Source organism: Enterobacter sp. WPR_3_1 (assembly GCF_003635055.1).
In the GTDB taxonomy this organism is placed as follows: Bacteria; Pseudomonadota; Gammaproteobacteria; order Enterobacterales; family Enterobacteriaceae; genus Enterobacter; species Enterobacter ludwigii.
Genome location: NZ_RBXU01000008.1, coordinates 1,354,146 through 1,370,286, shown reverse-complemented (window position 1 = coordinate 1,370,286; position 16,141 = coordinate 1,354,146). Strand labels below are relative to the sequence as shown.

Genomic DNA, 16,141 nt, shown 5'->3' with positions numbered 1-16,141 from the left:
GATGTGGGCGGACAATGGTATCGGCTACTTTCACAAATCCCCAGAGGGACTTTGGACGTTTTCATGTCAGTTTTACTAGAAACTCAACGTCCTCTTATCGCTCACAGCGGACCTTGCGGCTCTTATGCCGGTCCGCTTTGTGCAGAAAGGTAAATTCAGCTGTATTCAATAATATCAAACCCTTCATCAGCCGTTGGCTCTGCGAAAAAGCGCGTTATGGTTTCAAATTGTTGATCTGAGGCTGTAAATTCATGCATTCCTTCTGCATTACGGGCGCGCAAGCGGGATTTACATACTTCATCAGTAACTTTCAGGTAATGCAGCCTGTTACTGGCACCTGACTCCTTAATGATGCTCATCATCCATTCACGATTGGTTTGTGTGTTTGCCGGAAAATCCAGAACTACGGATAAACCCGCTTTGAGTAGCGACACCAGATGAGGCTTCATAGCGTTTCTGAGTCTTGAGGAATACTGCACATAATCAGCTATGGATTGCATTTCATTGGCAAAGAGGGCAGCCAGCCAATAATCTTCACTGACAATTATGGTGCCGGGTAATGCACCTAACTTTGCTGACAATGTGGATTTGCCTGATGCGATTTTCCCACATAACAAGTGCAAAGTGGGTTTTTCTGACGTTGTTACTGAAGTGATATCCATTATTTACCTCACGGGATTGTTACCGGTAAGGCCCGCCTTACCGGCGGGAAAATGGCGAACGTTATCCCACCTGAGTCAGACAGGTGATAATAATCATTGAATGGAATAGGACAGAGTGTGTTTTCATTGTCATTCAAGTTAACAGGGCCTGAATGCAAAATCAGCAATTTTTTCCCTTATAAATTGAATGTCCACTCCAGTGAGTTTGGCCGCTTCGTGCCAAGAGCGGAAGTTATTTACACCTTGCTATGCAATTTACGGCCAGCCGGTCAGTTCGTCATCTCAGCTTCATTTCAATGGGTTGTAAACTTTGAAGCCGGGATTTTTTTCAAAAATCTCAGCAACAAAATCCATGAACACAATCGCGCGTTTTGGTAAAAGTCGATTTGCAACATAAACAGCCTGAATGGGAACGGGAGATGCAGTGTAATCCGCCAGTAATAATTGTAAGTTGCCATTTGCCAGTCCCTCCTCGAACAACCATTCTGGGCCCTGTGCGATCCCAACCCCAGCATTGACAAATTTCTGCACTGCTTCAGGTGAATTGACCCTGAGCCGGCCAGAAACAGGCACATCCATATCCCGAAATCTCCAGGTAGCGCCCGTTGATAACAGGGTATAGATCAAACAATCATGTTTTTTTAAATCCTCCGGGGTGTCAGGAATCCCATGTTCAGCCAGGTACTTGTGACTGGCAACACAGACTCGCTCATACATGCCAAGTCTGCGGGCACGCATTGCACTGTCCTCAAGGTGACCAATGCGGATTGCCAGCTCAGCGCCTTCATCAACGAGATTGATATAGCGGTCATTAATCTGTAGATCGAGTGTTAGCTCAGGGTAGCGTTCTAAAAAATCGGGTATGCGCGGAATCAAAAATGTGTGAGCCAGTGCAGTGGGACAAGCAACGCGCAGTAACCCTGTGGGCGTCACATTTTCTCTGAAAGAAGACTCTGACTCTTCGACCGCTTCCAGAATACGCCTTGCTTCCAGATAATAACGTTCTCCTTCAGGAGTCAGGGAAAGCTTGCGGGTTGATCGGTGGAGTAATCTGGTCTGCAAATGCTCTTCGAGGGTTGCAACATGACGACTCACGTTCGGTTGCCCTAAGCCTAAATCCCTGCCTGCTGCAGAAAAGCTGCCTGTCTCCGCAGTGCGGACAAAGCATGTCATCAAAAGTAATCTGTCCATCCTAAACCTATTTATGCTTTTAACGCATGGAACATATTCATAAATACAATCTTATCACCCTTAAATCATGAGTATAGAGTGGCGATCAAATCGGTCATTTGCCGATCAGCTGTTAAAACTCACGGGAGATATGTTCATGTCCAGATTACAAGGTAAACGCGCACTCATCACGGGTGGAACAAGTGGTATTGGTCTTGCAACCGCGAAGCTGTTTGTCGCAGAAGGTGCACGCGTAATGGTTACTGGTATTAACCCTGATTCTGTCGCAAAGGCGAAACTCGAGCTGGGTAAATATGTGGTCGTCGTGAGCGCGGATTCTGCAGATGTGAATGCACAGAAAGCGCTGGCTCAGACGGTTCAGGAACATTTTGGTGAGCTGGATATTGCTTTCCTGAATGCGGGTATATCAATGTATATGCCAATTGAGGCATGGACAGAAGAAATGTTCGACCGCATTTATGATATCAACGTTAAAGGTCCTTATTTCCTGATGCAGGCGCTGTTGCCAGTGTTCGCAAGCTCTGCATCAGTGGTCTTTAATACATCTATAAATGCGCACACGGGCCCGGTGAACTCTTCAGTTTATGGCTCCACCAAAGCCGCATTACTCAACATGTCGAAAACACTGTCTAACGAGTTACTTTCTCGCGGGATCCGTATCAACGCGGTGAGCCCAGGCCCGGTTGACACGCCGCTTTACGATAAGGCGGGGATCCCCGTGGAATATCATGATCAAGTGATGAAAGATATCGTTGCAACCATCCCTGCCGGTCGTTTTGGTAAGCCTCAGGAAGTCGCGCAAGCGGTGCTTTACTTTGCCTCCGATGCGTCTGCCTGGACCGTGGGTTCAGAAATCATCATCGACGGCGGCGTTTCAATCTAAGCCACCAAAATAAGATTTACAATTCATCAAGCCCGCCACCTTTTATGGCGGCGGGCTATTATTTTATCTGGGGGTTGAGATGTCTACCCATGACCTGACACTGATTAGCCACCCATTGTGTCCCTTTGTGCAGCGTTCAGCGATCGTTCTTCTCGAAAAAAATGTGCCATTTGACCGTGTAAATGTAGATCTGTCGGCGAAGCCTGACTGGTTTCTTGCTCTGTCACCCACCGGCAAGGTACCGCTACTTAAAGTGCATCATGCAGAGGGCGAAGATGCCATTATTTTTGAGAGCATGGTGATCTGCGAGTATCTTAATGAAACGCAAGATGGTGATTCGCTGTATGCTGACGATGCATTAGAAAGGGCTAGACAGCGAGCATGGAGCGAGTTCTCTACATTAATGCTTGGAAATGCCTGGCAATTTTTAAATGCGACTGATCAGGCCATGGCAGACAGCAAACGCGCTGTGCTCCGTGAGCAACTTGAATATATTGAATCTGAATTGAATTCAGGGCCTTATTTCTCGGGTTCCAAATTCAGTATGGTTGATGCGATCTACGCTCCTGTTTTCCGTTACTTCTCCATCATTGATGCATCAGTATCTGAGGCGATTTTTGAGGGACTTCCGCGGATTTCCGCATGGAAAACTGCACTTGCGAAAAGGGAAAGCGTAAATGCCGCTGTATCACCAGATTATGCAGAACTTTTCCAAAATCATCTTCGTCAGCATTCTGCAATTCTCGCTGCCTGAAGATATTTTTTGAGAAACCGTGACCTGCTCTTCTCCCTGTTGATTATCAGATGCCAATGATAGTCCCAGCTCCCGGTTGTTACGACAAATGCGAACTTCCGCTTTTCGCTCACAACAGACCTTCAGCCTAGCCATCTTGTCCGCTTCGTGCCAGAAGCGGACATTTCTCGCTGTTAGGTGCAGGAAAAATCGTGTTTTTAGGCTTAGGAAAAGGCATATGGGTATGCCGAATCTAAAAGCCTAAATCCTGATAGTTTTTCTCCAGTTGCCGCCACTAAACTAATTACAATTCCTGAGCCGTTGGTCTGAAAATAATTTCACTCACACCAACATCTTCTGGTTCATTAATTGCGAAGGCTACCATGCGTGCAAAGGTTTCTGCTGGTACGCCAACATTTTCAACGTAATCCTGGTTTGCAGCCTTAACATCTTTATCCGTTATATGCTCCAGTAGTTCTGTTTTAACAGCACCGGGGGAGACTAACGTGACGCGAATGTTATGTGCCGCCATTTCCTGGCGCAAACCGTCGGTTAATGCTCGAACAGCAAATTTTGTCGCCGAATAGACAGCAGAACTCTGGAAGACAAGGTGTGCAGCAACAGATGCGGTGTTAATGATATGACCTGTTTTTTGTGATTTCATATAAGGCAACACCGCAGCAATCCCGTGTAGAACCCCGCGCAGATTGACATCAATCATCTGATTCCATTCATCGACATTTCCCTGTTCAAGGCGGGAAAGTGGCATCAGGCCGGCATTATTGATAAGAACATCTACACGACCGAATTTGTTGACCGCAGTCTCAATGAGGTTGTTTACGTCATCAAGTTTCGTCACATCGGTTGCGACGGCGATGGCTTCTTTATTCTGCTTTTGGAGCTCACTCGCAATGGCCTCTATGCGGTCTATTCTCCGCGCTGCCATCACAACCTTTGCTCCTTTTTCAGCAAGATAACGTGCAGCCGCTTCACCCATACCGCTTGATGCACCCGTGATTACAATTACTTTGCCTATGATGTTATCTGTCATTTTTACTATTCCTGAATAGGTGATGGGCTGTTGTCACCACTATCAGACTGAGATCAGGTTCAATCTCTTCAGACTTCAGTGACACATTCCTGAACAGGGATAATCTTAGCAGCAGAGCATTAATTCGATAATGCGTATAAATTTATATTGATTATGAGTACAGCTCATTAATTGGAGATACGTTACGGGTAGTTCGTGTGAGCAGTAGGATCTGCAGCCGTTATTCCCGCGTCGATATTGCCTGGCTGAGAGCCGGTTGCGTCCCCCCTGGTTGAGCCTCCGCACGGGTTAAACTCCCTTCGCGGGTGACGGTAATGAAATAAAGGAGGTCATTCAGATTACGTTTCATCGATGAGATACTCACAAAACATAACTATAGCTTATAAGCCCATTAAGCAATCATTAGCTAGTCAACATACATCTATCGTGTAGAATTTCCAGTAAGAGAGGAGTCCGGAGATAAGCATACGTATCTGAACCCATTTGATAAATTGACTTCTTTTTAAAAGCTTATCTAAAATAATCATTGATGCTGCACCTGAAAGGTTCAGCACATTTGCGGGAGAGAATCTGGATGAAAAAAATATTATTCCTGTTATTTGTTATCATCACGAGCTTTTTATTCCCGGTTCGTGCCAGTAATTCTTTGCAACCAGACAAGGAAAAAGCCGTGACCATTAAAATGACTATCAATCAGCAAACTTTTTACGTTGAACTTAAGAATAATCCAGCCGCAAAGGCATTTATTGAACAGCTTCCCCTGACTCTAACGATGGAGGAACTTAACGGGAACGAGAAATTTGCTGATCTGCCCCGTCCCTTACCGACCCGCCAGGTCAAACCTGGAACCATTAATCAGGGCGATCTCATGTTATACGGCCATCGTACCCTGGTACTTTTTTATGAGACCTTTCAGACAAACTACGGATACACACCCGTTGGCAGAATAATAGCGCCAGAAAATCTTGGTAAAATTGCAGATGAAAAAAAAGTAATAGCAACGTTTACCACAGATAAAAAAGGTTGACCTGTATTATCAAACACTGAATCTGGATTACCTATAGACGCAAATGCTGGCAGACGATGGCTATCAGTGGCTTGTCGAGCAGGGCGGCTTAACCCGCGATAACGGGCAGACATTCCGCGAGGTGATTCTGTCGCGCGGGAGCAGTAGTGATTGAGCTGAACTTTACCGGAACTGGCGCGGCCACGATCCCAGGATTGAACCGATGCTGGAGAATCGCGGGTTGAGTGCGTAGCGCTGATTCAGATCAGCCACAAAACCGGGCGTGATGACCGGTTTTTGTTTGATTATGTCTTATCCACAACTTTAATTATTTATGCCGTGTAAAAGGTATAAAAGTTGCTGATGCCGTATGAAACATTTTAATAATGACCGAATGTGATGTAATTCGTAATGACCATTAATGTGGGATGAGATATAACATGTTTTGAAAAATTAACATTCTCATAACGTCATTAAGGTTAAGCAAATGAAGCAGGTTGGTATTGTTGGTTGGCGAGGAATGGTGGGCTCTGTTTTGTTACAAAGAATGATCGAAGAGAACGACTTCGACAATATTTCCGCGCATTTTTACAGTACTTCCAGTGCAGGTGCCGCTGGTCCCGTCATTGGTGGCGTCAACCACACACTCAAAGATGCTAATTCTATTAGCGCCCTGGCCGAAATGGATATCATCATAACCTGTCAGGGCGGGGATTATACCAAAGCAATTTATCCTGAGTTGATTAGCCATGGCTGGCAAGGCTACTGGATTGATGCGGCCTCAGCGCTCCGGATGGATGAAAAAGCCTGCATTATTCTCGACCCGGTTAACCGCACAAATATCGATCGTGCCATCAAAGAGGGAATTAAACTTTTTGTTGGGGGCAACTGTTCCATTACGCTGAGTCTTATGGGTCTGTCAGGGTTAATTAAAGCTGACCTGATAGAATGGATGAGTGTGATGACCTATCAGTCTGCATCCGGAGCGGGGGCTAAATATGTCCGGGAATTAATTGCTCAAAGCGCTTATATCAGTAAACATTTATCTTCTGATGAGCTGGAATCCTCAGGTTCAGTGCTTCCTTTAGTCAATAAAGTGAGTGAATTAATTAACAGTGCTAACATGCCCATCCAGAATTTCGGCGCGCCTTTAATGGGCAGTATTATTCCATGGATTGACAGCGATTTAGGGGATGGTAATAGCAGAGAAGAATGGAAGGGTGAGGCAGAAACGAACAAAATTCTTGGTCTCTCTCCGGGTACGATTGCAGTAAATGGCTTGTGTATTCGGGTCGGTGTGATCCGTTGCCATAGTGCTGCAATAACCCTGAAGCTCAAGCGTGAAGTCAGCGAAGAAGAATTTGCAGAGCTTGTGACGCATTCCCATCCATGGGTTAACTATGTGCCCAATAATAAGGATGACAGTGTCAGTAAATTGACTCCCGCTAACATTAGCGGTTCGCTGCAGGTGGGTATTGGCCGTTACAAGAAAATGTCGCTTAACAATGACCCTATTTACTCGGTTCTGACGGTCGGCGATCAGCTGTTGTGGGGCGCTGCGGAACCCTTGCGACGGATGTTGAATATTCTGTCTGGCAAAGTCTAATCACGCTCACACGGCCGTGGCGCGCTGCGCGTAAGGCGTGGGTTTAACGAGAAGCTGGAGACTTAACTCCAGCCTCAAGGAATGGGTTTCAATCTGAGGCCGTTTCGCCTGGGGCTTCCTTTAACGATTCGATACTTATCTCTGAGTCATTAGTTTCGAGTAGCTGGGTTAATAAAATCAGGTTATTGAATTCGTTCAGTAACATTTCAGCGTCGGATTTGAGCGGCGTATCTGCTGCTTCAAGTGCCGCGTTGATCGCTTTTCTGACATTCTCGAGCATTTCGTTCATACCGCCATTTTTACCAATGGTCAGTAACAACGCGCCTATCAACAAAGACTGTGCTTCTACTTTGGCCGCCAGCTCTTTAGCTTCAGCGTCCATTTTGGAAATTTTTGCGATAACACTGAGTATCAAGTTTTTCATAATGCCCCCTTATTTTCTTTGCGAGATTAACTCCTTAATAAATTTTGAGCGAGGTTTATTTTATGGCGACAGCAATTGTCTTTGTTGATGAAGCAGAGCACGGTGCCAGCAGTGATCAACACCGTGCGCTTCCTGTTAACGGAAGAAGTCTGCCAGGGCCTCACTCAGGGCCTGAGGTTGTTCATCCGGAATGAAATGACCGCAATGAGCAAGCGTAATGCCACTCACCGTCTCTGCAAACTGGCGAAGCGGGGCAGCCATATCGGCAATCGAACCCTGATCGGCACTGACGGCCAGCAGCGGCACCCGAAGTTTTTGCGTTTCAGCCAGCGTCCGGTTCTGAACAGCGGAGACCGCCGCTTCTCTGTAAGGGGCCAGCCCGGCACGCAGCGCGCCGTTTTGCTGCATCAGGCGGACATATCGGGCGATATCCGCATCGCTAAAGGCCATCGGACTGGCGGTTTTTCGCCGCAGGAACCATTCGAGGTAAATCTCTTCACGCCCGCTAATTAAGGCTTCCGGCAGGTCGGGGAGAAGATGAAACGCGAAGTGCCAGGTTTTCCAGGCTTTTTCTGGCGTCGCGGGCAGGGCGTCCGGCAAAGTAATACCCGGGATACCGGCATCAAGCAGAGCCAGCTTGATTACCTGCTGTTCATAACGCAGGGCATACGGCCAGGCGACCCATGCCCCTACATCGTGGGCGGCCAGGTAATGTCTTGTGATCCCAAGTGCCTGCACCAGCCCAAAAACCGAACTGGCAAGCGTAAGGGTATCGTAGCCAGACTGTGGCTTATCGGAGTCGCCCTGGCCCGGGAGGTCGAGTGCGATGATATCGTAACGATCGGCTAAAAGAGCCATCACCTTATGCCAGGCAAACCCGCTTTGCGGGAAGCCTGCAAGCAGCACGATTGTTTCACCTTGCGTCTGTCCGCCTCTGACATAGTGCAGACGAACCCCATCGACCGTTGAGTAATAGTGCGCAAAACCGGGCAAGCCCGCGACAGGCTGCGACCACGGAAGGGGGATTGAATTCTCAGACATGACTACCTCCAGCTATTTAGGAAATGATCATTTCCTTTATGGGTAAATTTTTTAGGCGAGTAGCGCCATCACCGTCTCTACCAGCCGTTCGCGTGCCGGTAATTCTCCGGCTTTGCCCGCCACACGCATGCCCAGGACCAGGCACAGCAGAACGCCGCTCAATGCGTGCGCGTCGTGTCGCGAATTAACTGAACCGTCCTGCATACCCTGTTCAATCAGCTGGAGGATCGCGTGCTGATTTCGCGCAAGCGCGCTCTGCACCAGCCCGGCAATTTCGCCGTCAAACTGGCTGAGTTCAAGGGTGCTGCCGACCACCAGGCAGCCGCGGCGCCCTTCGACAGCGCTGGCCGATTCAAGATAAAAGTTCAGCAGCTCGGCTATTTTGGCCCGGCCATCAGGTTGTCGCGCCAGACGCTCGCGCAACGATTGATTGCGCAGGGAGGTATAACGCGCGAATACCTGCAGGAACAGGCCACGTTTATCGTGAAAGGCTTTATAAATACTGCCCGCAGTGAGCTGCATCGCGTCGCTCAGGTCACTTATCGACGCACTGTGGTAACCCTTTTCTCTGAATACCGGCATCGCCAGATCCAGGGCCGCATCGAGATCAAACTGCCGCGGACGTCCGCGCTCGCGTGCGTTCTGTAGCTTCTCAGACATTGTGCTCATCATTTAGGAAACAATCGATTCCTAAATACTCCCATAAATGGGCGTATCTGGAAAGCGTGAAGTTCTATAAAAAGAGTTTGCCGCGGCAGAAGAGTGGAGTGGTCATTTTAGCTTCAACACGCTCCGGTATACTGCAACGTGATTTTAACAGGGCGTCGAACGTACAGGCCGTCGCTAACAGAGCCAGCCAATATGCAAAAGGCAGGAAGTATGTCTCTTCGTTCACTGCGGGCGTTGTGCCTGACAAGTTTTTTCATTGCTGATGTTCGCGATGGCCTCGGGCCCTTTCTCGGCATCTTCCTGACGGAACGTCACTGGACCCCGGATGATATCGGCATCCTGATGACCGCCGGGGGGCTGGCGGGATTACTGGCAACGCTGCCGGCGGGATTTATTACGGATACCTCCCGCAATAAGCGTTCGGTTCTGGCACTGCTTTGTATCGCCATTACGCTGAGTACGCTGCTGCTCTGGTTTAGTCAGCAGAGCGGCGTCGTCGCCGTCTCGCAAATTATCACCGGTATCTGCGCGGCGTTTGTGGGGCCATTGATTGCGGGTATTACTCTGGGTCTGACGGGCCCGGGCGGGTTTAGCACGCAGATGGGGAAGAACGAGGCGTTCAACCACGCCGGCAATTTCCTGACGGCGGTGATTGCAGGCGGCATTGCCTGGTTCTGGGGCGTCGGGGGCATTTTCCTGCTGATGACCTGTACGACGCTTCTGACGTTGTGCGCGCTGCTTGCCATTCGTCATACAGATATCGACAACGATGCGGCGCGAGGGCTGACCTCTTCAGCCCGTCAACCGGTCCCCGGCGTCGCGGTGCTGATTAAAAACCGGGCGCTGTTGATAACCGGGCTGACGCTGCTGCTGTTCCATCTGGCCAATGCCGCACTGCTGCCGATGCTGAGCATGAGGGTTGCTGCGGCACCGGCAACCATCAATCCCGGATTATTTGCGGCGGCCACCGTCATCATTTCTCAGGCGGTGATGATCCCCGTCGCCATGGGGGTGGCAGGCCGAATTGAGCGCTACGGTTACTGGCGTTTCATCATGCTGGCCCTGCTTATTATGCCCGTTCGGGCGGCACTGGCAGCCTCCACAGACGCCCCGTTGATGATGATCCCGGTACAAATTCTTGATGGTCTGGCCGCGGGGATCCTGGGCGTTGTCGTGCCGTCGTTTATCGTGGTGCTGTTGCGCGGGAGTGGGCACGTGAATGCCGGGCAGAGTGTGGTCATGCTGATGCAGGGTGTCGGGGCAGCAATGAGCCCGGCGTTAACCGGCACAATTGCCGGTCATTACTCTTTTGCGACGGCCTTTAGTGTGCTCAGCGCCATTGCGCTGCTGGCTGTCCTGCTCTGGTGGCGCTTTGCTCACCGGAGCTGGACACCAGACCGGGCGTAGCTGGCCGGGCAGGGCAGAGCCGCACCCGGCACATAGGTTTACACGATAGCGTTAGGGCACTCTTCACCCTTTTCCAGCTGCTGCAAGTTCCCCAGCGTGGTTTCTGAAATGCTGATCAGCGCTTCGGCAGTCAGAAACGCCTGGTGTCCGGTGAACAGGACGTTATGGCAGGCAGACAGACGGCGGAATACGTCGTCCTGGATCACGTCATTAGATTTGTCTTCAAAGAACAGATCGCGCTCATTCTCATACACGTCCATCCCCAGCGCGCCAATCTTCTGGGTCTTCAGCGCTTCAATAGCGGCCTGGGAATCAATCAACCCGCCGCGGCTGGTGTTGATGATCATCACGCCATCTTTCATCTGGTCAAACGCCGCCTGGTTGAGCAGGTGGTAGTTTTCCGGCGTCAGCGGGCAGTGCAGGGAGATAACGTCAGATTGTGAAAACAGCGTCGGCAGGTCGACATATTCCACGCCCAGATCCAGCGCGGCAGCGCTTGGGTACGGATCAAACGCCAGCAGACGCATACCAAACCCTTTCAGAATGCGCAGGGCGGCGACGCCAATCTTACCGGTACCGATAACGCCCGCGGTTTTACCGTACATGGTAAAGCCGGTCAGCCCTTCCAGAGAGAAGTTGGCGTCACGGGTACGCTGATAAGCGCGGTGAATACGACGGTTCAGCGACATCATCATACCGATGGCATGTTCCGCGACCGCTTCCGGAGAATATGCCGGGACGCGGACCACCTTCAGCCCCAGCTCTTTTGCGGCATCAAGATCTACGTTGTTGAAACCAGCGCAGCGCAGGGCGATATATTTCACGCCCTGTTTTTTCAACTCTTCCAGCACCGGACGGCTGCCATCATCATTCACAAAAATGCAAACGCCTTCACAGCCGTGCGCCGTTTTGGCGGTTTTTTCGGACAGCAGAAAGTCGAAAAATTCAAGCTCAAACCCGTAAGCCTCGTTAACATGTTGCAGATACTTTTTGTCGTACTGCTTTGTGCTATATACCGCGAGTTTCATAAGACTTTCTCCAGTGATTTTGCATTCACGTTAGCATGATTAAAATTATCTTACAATTTCTGAAATATTATTGAATTCAATAAGTTCTATCAATTATTTTAGAGCATCTATCCTTAAATTTGGCATTCTCTTCAACTGACTGGCTAAACATGCGACAATGATCGGCACTGTCGGCTTAATTCTTTCGCTAAATCAGGATATTAACTGCCCATGAGGGGTACATACAAAGCCGCAATCGCGCTCTTACTGCTGTTCATTCTGGTGCCGCTGACGCTGCTGATGACCCTTGCCCAGTGGGTACCGACCCTTGCTGGGGTCTGGCTTCCTGTCGGGACGCGCATCGCCTTTGAACAAAGTCCCAGACTCACGCGTCATGCCCTGATCATCCCCGATCTTCGCTATCTTGTGGATGACTGCGAAATTGCCCGAGTCGATAACGCGACCCTGTCGCACCCCAGCCGCTGGAAACTGGATATCGGCGCGCTCGAACTGAACTCCGTTTGCCTCAATAAAATTCCCCAGTCCGCACCGTCCACGGTCGCGCCCAAAACGCTGGCGCAGTGGCAGGCGGTGTTACCGAATACCTGGCTTACTGTCCATCGTCTGACGCTCTCGCCCTGGCAGCAGTGGCAGGGAGAACTTCAGGCGTCGCTGACGCCCGCGCGTCAGGAGATTGCCTACAACGGTGAGCAGGTCAGTATTAAAGGGATGCTCCGCGGTCAGACCCTCTCTGTTACCCAGTTCGATGTACAACTTCCCGACCAGCCACAGCCGATAAAACTGGTGGGACAATTCACCCTGCCGCTGGTGCCGGACGGCGTGCCGGTTAAAGGCCATGCGGTTGCGACCTTTAACGTGCCACAGTTAACCTCGCTGGTCGATGCCGATCTCGACTGGGAAGCCAATCAGGGACAACTGGTGGTCATGGCGCGGGATAACCCCGATCCGCTGCTCGATCTGCCGTGGCAAATAACCGCGGAACAGCTGAATATCAGTGACGGACGCTGGAACTGGAACCTTTCCGGCATGCCGCTGAGCGGGCGGGTTGGCCTTCGTGTCGATAACTGGCAGGCGGGGCTTGAGAAAGCGACCCTGACCGGGCGTCTGAATGTGCTCACTCAAGGGGATGCGGGGAAGGGCAACGCGGTGCTGAATATCGGACCGGGCAGGCTCAGTATGGAACAAAGCGACATGCCGCTTCATCTGAGCGGCGAGGCGAAACATAACGACCTGGTGCTCTATGCCAGACTGCCGGCAAAACTGACCGGAAGCCTGTATGAACCGCAGCTCTCCTTTGAGCCGGGCGCGCTGCTGCGCTCACGTGGTCGCATTATTGATTCACTGGATATTGATGAAATTCGCTGGCCGCTGGCGGGCGTCAGGCTGACCCAAAAGGGTGTCGATGGACGCCTGCAGGCCATTTTGCGGGCGCACGAGAACGAGATGGGTGATTTTGAACTGCATCTGGATGGCCAGGCCAGTGACTTTTTACCCGACAACGGCCTGTGGCAGTGGCGCTACTGGGGCAAAGGGGGCTTCACCCCAATGAATGCGCGCTGGGATGTTGCCGGAAAAGGCGAATGGCGCGACAAACTTATTGAGCTGACCGCGCTTTCAACCGGTTTCGACCAGCTCAAGTACGGTGCCATGGAGGTCAGTAAACCCCGTCTGGTGCTGGATAACCCGGTGCGCTGGTATCGCGATCCTGACAAGCCGACGTTCAGCGGAGCGCTGTCGCTGAATGCCGGGCAAACCCGTTTCAGCGGCGGCAGCGTATTGCCGCCGTCGGTGCTGACCTTCAGCGTAGACGGAACAGACCCGACACTGTTCCAGTTCAAGGGCGATCTGCATGCCGATGCTATCGGACCGGTACAGGTGAACGGACGCTGGGACGGGGAACGCCTTCGCGGGCAAGCCTGGTGGCCGAAACAATCGCTCACCGTGTTCCAGCCGTTGATCCCGCCAGACTGGAAAATGACGCTGCGTGACGGCGAACTGTATGCGCAGGTGGCCTTCTCGGCGGCCGCGGGTCAGGGCTTTGAGGCGGGCGGTCACGGCGTACTGAAAGCCGGTAGCGCCTGGATGCCAGACAACCAGATCAACGGCGTCGACTTTGTCCTGCCGTTCCGGTTTAGTGAGGGCACCTGGTCGCTGGGAACGCGCGGCCCGGTAACCTTACGGATTGGCGAGGTGGTAAACCTGGTGACCGCGCGGAATATCACGGCGGACCTGCAGGGTGACTACCCCTGGAGTGAGGCGAACCCGCTTCTGCTCACCAATGTGAAGGTGGAAACCCTCGGTGGAAAAATCACCATGCAGCAGTTGAGGATGCCGCAACACGATCCGGCGCTGCTGCGAGTAGACAATATCTCCTCCAGCGAGCTGATCAGTGCCGTTAATCCTAAGCAGTTTGCGATGTCTGGCCCGGTGAGCGGGGCGCTGCCGTTCTGGCTGGACAATGAAAAATGGATCATCAAAGATGGCTGGCTGACCAACCCCGGCCCGATGACGCTGCGTATCGATAAAGACACGGCGGACGCCATCGTAAAAGATAATATGGTGGCGGGAGCCGCAATTAACTGGCTGCGCTATATGGAAATTTCTCGCTCGTGGACAAGAATCAATTTAGATAATCTGGGTGAATTAACCATGCAGGCGACCCTTAAGGGAACCAGCCGGGTAGAGGGTAAAAGCAGCTACGTTAATCTGAACTATACCCATGAAGAGAATGTCTTTACCCTCTGGCGTAGCCTGCGTTTTGGAGACAACCTGCAAACCTGGTTTGAGCAACACGCGGCAATACCTGGTATCCGCAGTTCGACTGGCAAGGAAAGTGAGGAACAACAATGAAAAAGATGGCTGGTGTGCTCACCGTTGCCGTTGCCGCGCTACTGACCGGCTGTACGCCGCGCATTGAAGTCGCCGCGCCGAAGGAGCCGATTACCATCAATATGAATGTCAAAATCGAACATGAGATCCACATTAAGGTCGATAAAGACGTTGAAACCCTGCTGAAATCACGCAGCGATCTGTTCTGAGGATGCCATGAAACGATTAGCTCTGATGTTACTGGCGCTCGGCATGAACGTGCAGGCGGCAACGCTGACCTTAAATGACGCCCGGACGCAGGGGCGCGTGGGGGAAACCCTGAGCGGTTATCTTGCGCCAGTCAAACAGGATGCGGAAACCCTGGCGCTGGTCAATCGCATTAACGCCGCGCGCACGGAAAGCTATCAGAAGCTGGCTGACAGCAACAATCTGCCGGTGGATGAAGTGGCGAAAATGGCAGGGCAAAAGCTGGTTGCCCGCGCCCAGCCGGGCGAGTACGTGAAAGGCATCAACGGGAAATGGCTGAAGAAGTAGTTAGCGAAAGCGCTTACGATATTCGCCAGGCGAGACGCCAAAACGCTGCTTAAAGGCGGTTGAAAAATGGCTGTGGTCGGAAAAGCCCCAGCTGTAGCCAATGCCCGCCAGCTTTTCATCATCGCTGGCGGAGCGCAACACTTGTGCGCACAGGTCGAGACGGCGGTTTTTAATGTACTGGGCGACCACCAGCCCCTTATCAGCAAACATGCGGTAGAGGCTTCGCACCGACATCCCGCTCTGTGCAGCAATCCATTCCGGTCGTAGTGATTCAGACTGAATATGATCGTCAATCAATGACAGCACATTGCGGAACAGGCGTTCTTTACGTGGCTGAGTCACGTCGCGCTGCTGGAACGCGGGGCGAAGCAGACAGATCATCGCTTCCAGCGCCGCTTCACTCTCCCGGTCACTCAGATCGGCATTCCCCATACTTTCCATCAGCAGGTGGTGGCTTAACTGAACGGTGGGCAGCGTGCGCGAAAGGGTGAGCGCGCAGCTTACCTCCTGAAAACGACACTGTTGCTCAATAATCTGGCGCGGAACCAGCAGCGAAATCTGGCGGGATTTTTCATGCCAGGCAATGGAGCACGGGCGGGAAGCATCAAGCAGCGTGATATCGCCGGTCTTCAGCACCGCGCGGCGGTCGTCCTGTTCAATCTCCGCGCTGCCTTCCAGCTGAAATACGGTGTAGAACCAGGCATCGTTACTGTCGTTAATCTCATGGCGGGATCGGAACAGGTTAACGCCACCTGCGGTTACGGTGCTTAACTTCAGGCTACGGGCATAGCTGGTTTCCAGCTCGCCGACGAATTCCCCCTCCAGCGGACGCGCATTAAAACGCCCGCAGACCTGGTTAATTTGTGCCAGCCACTGTTGATACTGTTCCTCTTCGCTTGCACACGCCATCGCTTATCTCGCTGCACCGTCAATGTTTTTGCATTGTTGCATTTGTGTTGCATTTTGTCAGAGCTATGAGGCTGACTATAGGAAAGAACACTCACCGGTAACAGCGTTATAAGACGGAATTATCACGATTTGCGGAGCCTGTCACAGGTGGCAAAGCGAATGTCACAG

General features: G+C 51.4%; 16 protein-coding genes and 2 pseudogenes. 9 read left to right on the top strand and 9 right to left on the bottom strand.

Annotation, left to right across the window (positions count from 1 at the left end; genetic code table 11):
- Nucleotides 1-155: 155 nt before the first annotated feature.
- Entirely contained in the window at nucleotides 156-662 is a 507-nt protein-coding gene (locus tag BJ887_RS08305; protein ID WP_032681109.1) for an ATP-binding protein, read from the bottom strand.
- 288 nt (nucleotides 663-950) lie between these two features.
- Entirely contained in the window at nucleotides 951-1,853 is a 903-nt protein-coding gene (locus tag BJ887_RS08300; RefSeq protein WP_040017377.1) for a LysR family transcriptional regulator, read from the bottom strand.
- A gap of 136 nt (nucleotides 1,854-1,989) precedes the next feature.
- Here BJ887_RS08300 and BJ887_RS08295 point away from each other — a divergent pair, with 136 nt between their 5' ends.
- Nucleotides 1,990-2,736 carry an SDR family oxidoreductase gene (locus BJ887_RS08295; RefSeq protein WP_121339731.1) on the top strand — a complete coding sequence of 249 codons (747 nt, stop codon included), beginning with the start codon at nucleotides 1,990-1,992 and terminating at the stop codon, nucleotides 2,734-2,736.
- A gap of 79 nt (nucleotides 2,737-2,815) precedes the next feature.
- Complete coding sequence (locus BJ887_RS08290; RefSeq protein WP_121339730.1) at nucleotides 2,816-3,490, top strand: glutathione S-transferase family protein; 675 nt, start codon at nucleotides 2,816-2,818, stop codon at nucleotides 3,488-3,490.
- 283 nt (nucleotides 3,491-3,773) lie between these two features.
- On the opposite strand, the gene BJ887_RS08285 is transcribed toward BJ887_RS08290, so the two are convergent.
- Nucleotides 3,774-4,520 (bottom strand): SDR family oxidoreductase, encoded by a 747-nt coding sequence (locus BJ887_RS08285; RefSeq protein WP_032681105.1) that lies wholly within the window; start codon nucleotides 4,518-4,520, stop codon nucleotides 3,774-3,776.
- Nucleotides 4,521-4,743: 223 nt separating this feature from the next.
- Nucleotides 4,744-4,869: pseudogene (locus BJ887_RS08280) on the bottom strand (LysR family transcriptional regulator); the annotation flags it as partial.
- Between the two features lie 225 nt (nucleotides 4,870-5,094).
- On the opposite strand from BJ887_RS08280, the gene BJ887_RS08275 reads away from it, so the two are divergent.
- The 3 genes and pseudogenes from BJ887_RS08275 to asd all read left to right on the top strand — a co-directional run bounded on the left by BJ887_RS08275 (nucleotide 5,095) and on the right by asd (nucleotide 7,132).
- A complete protein-coding gene (locus tag BJ887_RS08275) occupies nucleotides 5,095-5,547 on the top strand; it encodes a cyclophilin-like fold protein (protein WP_063215425.1) in 453 nt (150 codons plus the stop codon).
- A 37-nt stretch (nucleotides 5,548-5,584) separates the two neighbouring features.
- Nucleotides 5,585-5,779 (top strand): annotated as a pseudogene (locus tag BJ887_RS08270) (M3 family metallopeptidase); the annotation flags it as partial.
- A gap of 234 nt (nucleotides 5,780-6,013) precedes the next feature.
- Nucleotides 6,014-7,132 carry an aspartate-semialdehyde dehydrogenase gene (gene asd, locus BJ887_RS08265; RefSeq protein ID WP_121339729.1) on the top strand — a complete coding sequence of 373 codons (1,119 nt, stop codon included), beginning with the start codon at nucleotides 6,014-6,016 and terminating at the stop codon, nucleotides 7,130-7,132.
- A gap of 88 nt (nucleotides 7,133-7,220) precedes the next feature.
- On the opposite strand, the gene iraP is transcribed toward asd, so the two are convergent.
- From iraP to BJ887_RS08250, 3 genes are all read right to left on the bottom strand, one after another.
- Nucleotides 7,221-7,556, bottom strand: coding sequence for an anti-adapter protein IraP (gene iraP / locus BJ887_RS08260; RefSeq protein WP_014169912.1), 336 nt, complete (start codon nucleotides 7,554-7,556; stop codon nucleotides 7,221-7,223).
- A 135-nt stretch (nucleotides 7,557-7,691) separates the two neighbouring features.
- Entirely contained in the window at nucleotides 7,692-8,597 is a 906-nt protein-coding gene (locus BJ887_RS08255; protein WP_014169913.1) for an alpha/beta fold hydrolase, read from the bottom strand.
- 51 nt (nucleotides 8,598-8,648) lie between these two features.
- Nucleotides 8,649-9,257, bottom strand: coding sequence for a TetR/AcrR family transcriptional regulator (locus tag BJ887_RS08250; protein ID WP_229216822.1), 609 nt, complete (start codon nucleotides 9,255-9,257; stop codon nucleotides 8,649-8,651).
- Nucleotides 9,258-9,476: 219 nt separating this feature from the next.
- Between BJ887_RS08250 and BJ887_RS08245 the strand changes: the two genes are divergently transcribed.
- A complete protein-coding gene (locus BJ887_RS08245) occupies nucleotides 9,477-10,673 on the top strand; it encodes an MFS transporter (protein ID WP_121339727.1) in 1,197 nt (398 codons plus the stop codon).
- A gap of 38 nt (nucleotides 10,674-10,711) precedes the next feature.
- On the opposite strand, the gene BJ887_RS08240 is transcribed toward BJ887_RS08245, so the two are convergent.
- Nucleotides 10,712-11,701 carry a 2-hydroxyacid dehydrogenase gene (locus tag BJ887_RS08240; protein WP_014169916.1) on the bottom strand — a complete coding sequence of 330 codons (990 nt, stop codon included), beginning with the start codon at nucleotides 11,699-11,701 and terminating at the stop codon, nucleotides 10,712-10,714.
- 210 nt (nucleotides 11,702-11,911) lie between these two features.
- On the opposite strand from BJ887_RS08240, the gene BJ887_RS08235 reads away from it, so the two are divergent.
- Genes BJ887_RS08235 through BJ887_RS08225 form a run of 3 tightly spaced genes read left to right on the top strand, consistent with a single transcriptional unit; the run spans nucleotide 11,912 to nucleotide 15,064 of the window.
- The gene (locus tag BJ887_RS08235; RefSeq protein ID WP_121339726.1) at nucleotides 11,912-14,551 is read left to right on the top strand and encodes a YdbH family protein; all 2,640 of its coding nucleotides are present in this window, start codon (nucleotides 11,912-11,914) and stop codon (nucleotides 14,549-14,551) included.
- Nucleotides 14,548-14,739, top strand: coding sequence for a YnbE family lipoprotein (locus BJ887_RS08230; protein ID WP_014169918.1), 192 nt, complete (start codon nucleotides 14,548-14,550; stop codon nucleotides 14,737-14,739). Before BJ887_RS08235 ends, BJ887_RS08230 begins: the two co-directional genes overlap by 4 nt.
- 7 nt (nucleotides 14,740-14,746) lie before the next feature.
- Nucleotides 14,747-15,064, top strand: a complete 318-nt coding sequence (locus BJ887_RS08225; RefSeq protein ID WP_121339725.1) for a YdbL family protein — start codon at nucleotides 14,747-14,749, stop codon at nucleotides 15,062-15,064.
- Here BJ887_RS08225 and feaR read toward each other — a convergent pair whose 3' ends face one another.
- Nucleotides 15,065-15,973: a transcriptional regulator FeaR gene (gene feaR / locus BJ887_RS08220; protein ID WP_121339724.1), complete on the bottom strand. Its 909-nt coding sequence runs from the start codon at nucleotides 15,971-15,973 to the stop codon at nucleotides 15,065-15,067.
- Between the last annotated feature and the right edge of the window lie 168 nt (nucleotides 15,974-16,141).

Bases quoted from the DNA above. Each gene is read 5' to 3' on its own strand.
- BJ887_RS08305 (WP_032681109.1), bottom strand. From the start codon at position 662: ATGGATATCACTTCAGTAACAACGTCAGAAAAACCCACTTTGCACTTG.
- BJ887_RS08300 (WP_040017377.1), bottom strand. From the start codon at position 1,853: ATGGACAGATTACTTTTGATGACATGCTTTGTCCGCACTGCGGAGACA.
- BJ887_RS08295 (WP_121339731.1), top strand. From the start codon at position 1,990: ATGTCCAGATTACAAGGTAAACGCGCACTCATCACGGGTGGAACAAGT.
- BJ887_RS08290 (WP_121339730.1), top strand. From the start codon at position 2,816: ATGTCTACCCATGACCTGACACTGATTAGCCACCCATTGTGTCCCTTT.
- BJ887_RS08285 (WP_032681105.1), bottom strand. From the start codon at position 4,520: ATGACAGATAACATCATAGGCAAAGTAATTGTAATCACGGGTGCATCA.
- BJ887_RS08275 (WP_063215425.1), top strand. From the start codon at position 5,095: ATGAAAAAAATATTATTCCTGTTATTTGTTATCATCACGAGCTTTTTA.
- asd (WP_121339729.1), top strand. From the start codon at position 6,014: ATGAAGCAGGTTGGTATTGTTGGTTGGCGAGGAATGGTGGGCTCTGTT.
- iraP (WP_014169912.1), bottom strand. From the start codon at position 7,556: ATGAAAAACTTGATACTCAGTGTTATCGCAAAAATTTCCAAAATGGAC.
- BJ887_RS08255 (WP_014169913.1), bottom strand. From the start codon at position 8,597: ATGTCTGAGAATTCAATCCCCCTTCCGTGGTCGCAGCCTGTCGCGGGC.
- BJ887_RS08250 (WP_229216822.1), bottom strand. From the start codon at position 9,257: ATGTCTGAGAAGCTACAGAACGCACGCGAGCGCGGACGTCCGCGGCAG.
- BJ887_RS08245 (WP_121339727.1), top strand. From the start codon at position 9,477: ATGTCTCTTCGTTCACTGCGGGCGTTGTGCCTGACAAGTTTTTTCATT.
- BJ887_RS08240 (WP_014169916.1), bottom strand. From the start codon at position 11,701: ATGAAACTCGCGGTATATAGCACAAAGCAGTACGACAAAAAGTATCTG.
- BJ887_RS08235 (WP_121339726.1), top strand. From the start codon at position 11,912: ATGAGGGGTACATACAAAGCCGCAATCGCGCTCTTACTGCTGTTCATT.
- BJ887_RS08230 (WP_014169918.1), top strand. From the start codon at position 14,548: ATGAAAAAGATGGCTGGTGTGCTCACCGTTGCCGTTGCCGCGCTACTG.
- BJ887_RS08225 (WP_121339725.1), top strand. From the start codon at position 14,747: ATGAAACGATTAGCTCTGATGTTACTGGCGCTCGGCATGAACGTGCAG.
- feaR (WP_121339724.1), bottom strand. From the start codon at position 15,973: ATGGCGTGTGCAAGCGAAGAGGAACAGTATCAACAGTGGCTGGCACAA.